Here is a 3926-nt window from a genome sequence, read left to right on the forward strand (position 1 = left end):
GCCAGCTTGGTCTCGCCGTAGGGGGACAGTGGCCGGCAGGGGGTCTCCTCCGTGACCAGGTCGACGTCGGGCATGCCGTACACGGCCGCCGAGGAGGAGAAGAGGAAGGACGGGACCTGCGCCGCCGTCACCGCCTCCAGCAGCACGCGCAGGCCCTCGACGTTCTCCCGGTAGTAGTGGAGCGGGCGGTCCACCGACTCGCCCACCTGCTTCTTCGCCGCCAGATGGACGACCCCGGTGATCTCGTGCTCGGCGAGCGCGCGGGCCAGCCGGTCCGCGTCCAGGACGGAGCCGCGCACCAGCGGGACCTCGGCCGGCACCCGTGCGGCGACCCCCGTGGACAGGTCGTCGTAGACGACCGTGCGCTCGCCCGCCTCGGTCATCGCCCGGACGACGTGCGCCCCGATGTATCCGGCGCCGCCCGTGATCAGCCAGGTCATGTGCGGCCATCCCTTCGTCGTTCGGCGGTCGGCCCGTGGCCCGGTGAATCCGTCTCCCGATGGGCCCGTGTCTCAGTGAAGCAGGCGGCGCAGCCGGCCGCGGACCACCCGCAGCACCCCGCGCAGCCCGGTCGCCACCCGCAGCGCCAGCGCGCCGGAGTGCGTGGCGTACGGCTGCGCCAGGAGCACGCCGTGCACGGCGCTCGGCACGGCGCGCCGGCGCAGCCGGCCGTCACCCACGAGGGCGTGCGCCGTGACCTCGCGCTGCGCGCCGTCCGCGAAACGCAGGGTCAGGCGCAGGTCCCAGGTGCCCGAGCCGAGCCCCGCCAGGTCCACCGGCACCTCCGCCGACCAGGTGTCCGGGCCGGAGGGCGCGAGTGCCACCGTGGTGCGCCCGCGGGTGCGGTCGTCGTCGCGCGCGTGCCACTCCACGTCCAGCTCGCGCGGGTCCGCCTCGGCCACCCTGCCGTACAGCTCGTGCAGGCGCAGCCGCAGCAGCGAGGCACGCGCGCGGAGGCGCAGCTCCGCGTCCACCGCGAGCGGGAGCGCGGAGACGGGCCGGGACAGGAGCGGGGCCAGGGAGACCTGGGGGAGGTCGGGCGCCCAGGCCGGGGTGCCGTCGGGGGTCCGGGCGTACGGCGGGAGCAGGCGGGCCGGCCGGGCGGCGAGTTCCCGCAGGCGGGGCAGGTCGCGCGGCTCGGGCGACGCCAGCAGGACCTGGGCGAGCAGCCGGCCGGGGGCCGCGGGGTTCCGCTCCCAGTCGGCGGCGTCGTAGCGCGCGAGGTACTCCCGGGTGCGCGTCCACCACGCACGCTGGTAGTGCGCGTCGCGCAGGGCCAGCTCGCGCGCGTACATGCGCACCTCGTGGTCGAGGAACTTGGCGCGCGCCGCCCGCGCCAGCTCCTTCTGCCCAGCGCCCAGCAGGATGTCGTACGCCAGCGCGCACGCCTCGATGCGCGCCGTCCAGTTGTCGACGCGCCCCCGGTCCAGCGAGAGCGACAGCCGCTCGGCCGACCGGCGCACCTGCCACACGTACACCCGGTCCGGGACGAGCGCGATGCGCGGGTCCCGGGCCAGTACGCGCGCGCTGAAGACGAAGTCCTCATAGAGGAAGCGGCCTTCGGGGAAGCGGATGCCGTGGTCGCGCAGGAAGTCGGTGCGGTAGAGCTTGTTGACGCACAGCGTGTCGTGGACCAGGCGGGGCAGCCGCGCGGGGCGCTCCAGGACGGTGTGCTCCGCGTAGAGCGGCGCCTGCCAGGGCTGTTCGCGCCCCGACGGCAGCTCCCGGCGCACGCACAGGCCGCCCGCCACCTCGGCGCGCGCCTCCCGCGCCGCCGCCAGCAGCGCGTCCACCGCACCGGGCGGCAGCACGTCGTCGCTGTCCAGGAACATCACGTACGGCGCCGTGGCCGCGTCGATCCCGGCGTTGCGCGGACTGCCGCAGCCGCCGCTGTTCACGCTGCGGCGCACCACCCGCAGCCGCGGCTCCTCGGCGGCCAGCCGGGCGAGCAGCGCGTCACTGCCGTCGGTGGAGCAGTCGTCCACGGCGATCACCTCGGCGACCGCGGGCCCCTGCGCCAGCGCCGAGCGCACGGCATCACCCACATGGGCGCGGTCGTTGTAGCCGATGACGACGACGGCGACCTCGGACGCCGGTGCCGATACGGGGTCCGGCACCGGCGCGGGCGCCGGTTCCGGATTCGGGTCTCGCGGTTCTGGGTGCATGGGGTCCACGGGCCGGGAGCGTAAGAATATTCGGTAATACCCCGTTAAGAGAGGCTTAGTGCTCGCTCCGGAAGACGGTCGGAACCGGGCGGGGGTTGCGTCGTCGGCACGGACTTTCCGGCCGGTGGCCGCGCGGCCCGCCACAGCCGCACGAAGGACAGCACGGCGGCGGCCGTCAGCAGCCCGTTCCGGGACAGCATCAGCAGGCACCCGGCCCAGGTCCCGTCGATCACCTCGCGGTAGTACATCGGGAACACCACGGTGCTCAGCGCGGACGCCGCCAGCACCAGCACCGCCACCGGCCGCTGGCTGGTGTGCCGCGAGGTCAGGCACACGGCGGCCAGCCCGATCAGCCAGATCATGTACTGCGGGCTGATGACCCGGCTGGTCACCGTGAACAGCAGCACCGCGCTCAGCGCCGCGTCGAACGGCGTGGCCTCGGTCCAGCGCCGCGCCCGCACCCGCCACAGCACCAGCAGCCCGAAGGAGAGGGCCGTCAGCGCGAGGGAGGCGGTGGCGACGGCGTGCACGTGCGGGCCGGTCATCTCCATCGCGCCGTACCGGTAGCGGGCCCGCCCCGGCCAGCCCGCGTGCCGGGCCAGGTTGAGCGCCGTCCCGCCGAGCGACTCGATCTGCACGCCCCGGCCGCCCTGCTCCCGCAGGAAGGACAGCGGGTGGGTGAAGCAGGCCGCGAGCAGGGCGAGGCAGGCGAGCCCGGCCCCCGCCGCCCACGCCCACGCCGTGCGCGTCGGCCGCCCGCGGGGTGTGCCCAGCAGCACCAGCGCCGGCCACACCTTCACCAGCCCGCCCAGCGCCGCGAAGACGCCGCCCGCGCGCGGGGAGCGCGCCGCGGCCAGCAGGGACAGCACCGCCAGGGCGGTGACCTGGACGTCGTACCGGGCGAGCGGCAGGTGCAGCAGCAGCGGCAGACCGCCGGTCCACACGGCCGCGCCGAGCAGGCTGCGCCCGGGCCGGGTGCCCGCGCGCAGCAGCGCCGCCACGGTGAGCGCGTCCACGGCCAGCGTGAGCACCACGAACGCCTCGAAGTACGTCAGGCCCGGCAGCAGGCCCGGCGCCAGCAGCACCGCGCCGGCGCCCGGCGGGTACTGCCACAGCGTGTCGTGCACCGGGAAGGAGCCGTGCGCGAGGACGCCGTACCAGTGGAAGTACAGCCGCCACACCTCCCGGGTCACCGAACCGCTCCCCAGCAGCCGGGCGCCGCCGTGCACGAGCAGCCACAGCATCAGGGCACGGGTGATGAGCCAGATGGCGGTGAGAGCGAGGACCGGGCCGGTGGTGACGCGGAGACGGTTCATCACATGGGAGCCTAAGCGGTGCGGATGGTGTATTGATGCTGATACGCCGTCAATGACAACAAATATTGGCTAATCGCAAGAGATCGGGCCATGGTGAACGTCGGGCTTCCCGCGAAACGCCAGTCGCGTCGGGCGGCTGGAGCGCACACTGCCGTACCGACCGGTGCAACGAGCGAACCCCCGCATCGGGTACCGGGACACGCCCGGGCGCGACGCCACCGTGCCGCCGCCGTCGGGGCGCCCGCGCTGGTGATGCTCGCGCTCGGGCTCTGGGGGCTCGACCGGGGCGGCATGTGGCGCGACGAGGCCGTCAGCTTCCAGGTCGGGCGGCGTACGGTGCCGCAGATCTGGCACCTGCTGCACGACGTCGACGCCGTGCACGGCCTGTACTACCTCCTGCTGCACGCCGTCCTCGCCGTCCACCCCGGCGAGGACGGCGTGCAGC

At 74.7% G+C, this 3926-nt stretch carries 3 protein-coding genes and 1 pseudogene; 1 reads left to right on the top strand and 3 read right to left on the bottom strand.

What is annotated here, in order from left to right:
* The 3 genes from CCN44_RS13410 to CCN44_RS13420 all read right to left on the bottom strand — a co-directional run.
* Positions 1-440: NAD-dependent epimerase/dehydratase family protein (locus CCN44_RS13410; RefSeq protein ID WP_143649730.1), on the bottom strand; the 440-nt coding region annotated here is incomplete at its 3' end.
* A 72-nt stretch (positions 441-512) separates the two neighbouring features.
* Complete coding sequence (locus CCN44_RS13415) at positions 513-2165, bottom strand: glycosyltransferase family 2 protein (protein WP_086697776.1); 1653 nt, start codon at positions 2163-2165, stop codon at positions 513-515.
* 44 nt (positions 2166-2209) lie between these two features.
* A complete protein-coding gene (locus CCN44_RS13420) occupies positions 2210-3481 on the bottom strand; it encodes a glycosyltransferase 87 family protein (protein WP_208639767.1) in 1272 nt (423 codons plus the stop codon).
* A gap of 90 nt (positions 3482-3571) precedes the next feature.
* Between CCN44_RS13420 and CCN44_RS47810 the strand changes: the two are divergent.
* Positions 3572-3926: pseudogene (locus CCN44_RS47810) on the top strand (hypothetical protein); the annotation flags it as partial.

It is taken from the genome of Streptomyces tricolor, assembly GCF_002155905.1.
Classification (GTDB): Bacteria; Actinomycetota; Actinomycetes; order Streptomycetales; family Streptomycetaceae; genus Streptomyces; species Streptomyces tricolor.

Excerpts from the sequence above, each read along its gene's own strand:
- CCN44_RS13420 (WP_208639767.1), bottom strand. The coding sequence starts at position 3,481 with ATGAACCGTCTCCGCGTCACCACCGGCCCGGTCCTCGCTCTCACCGCC.
- CCN44_RS13415 (WP_086697776.1), bottom strand. The coding sequence starts at position 2,165 with ATGCACCCAGAACCGCGAGACCCGAATCCGGAACCGGCGCCCGCGCCG.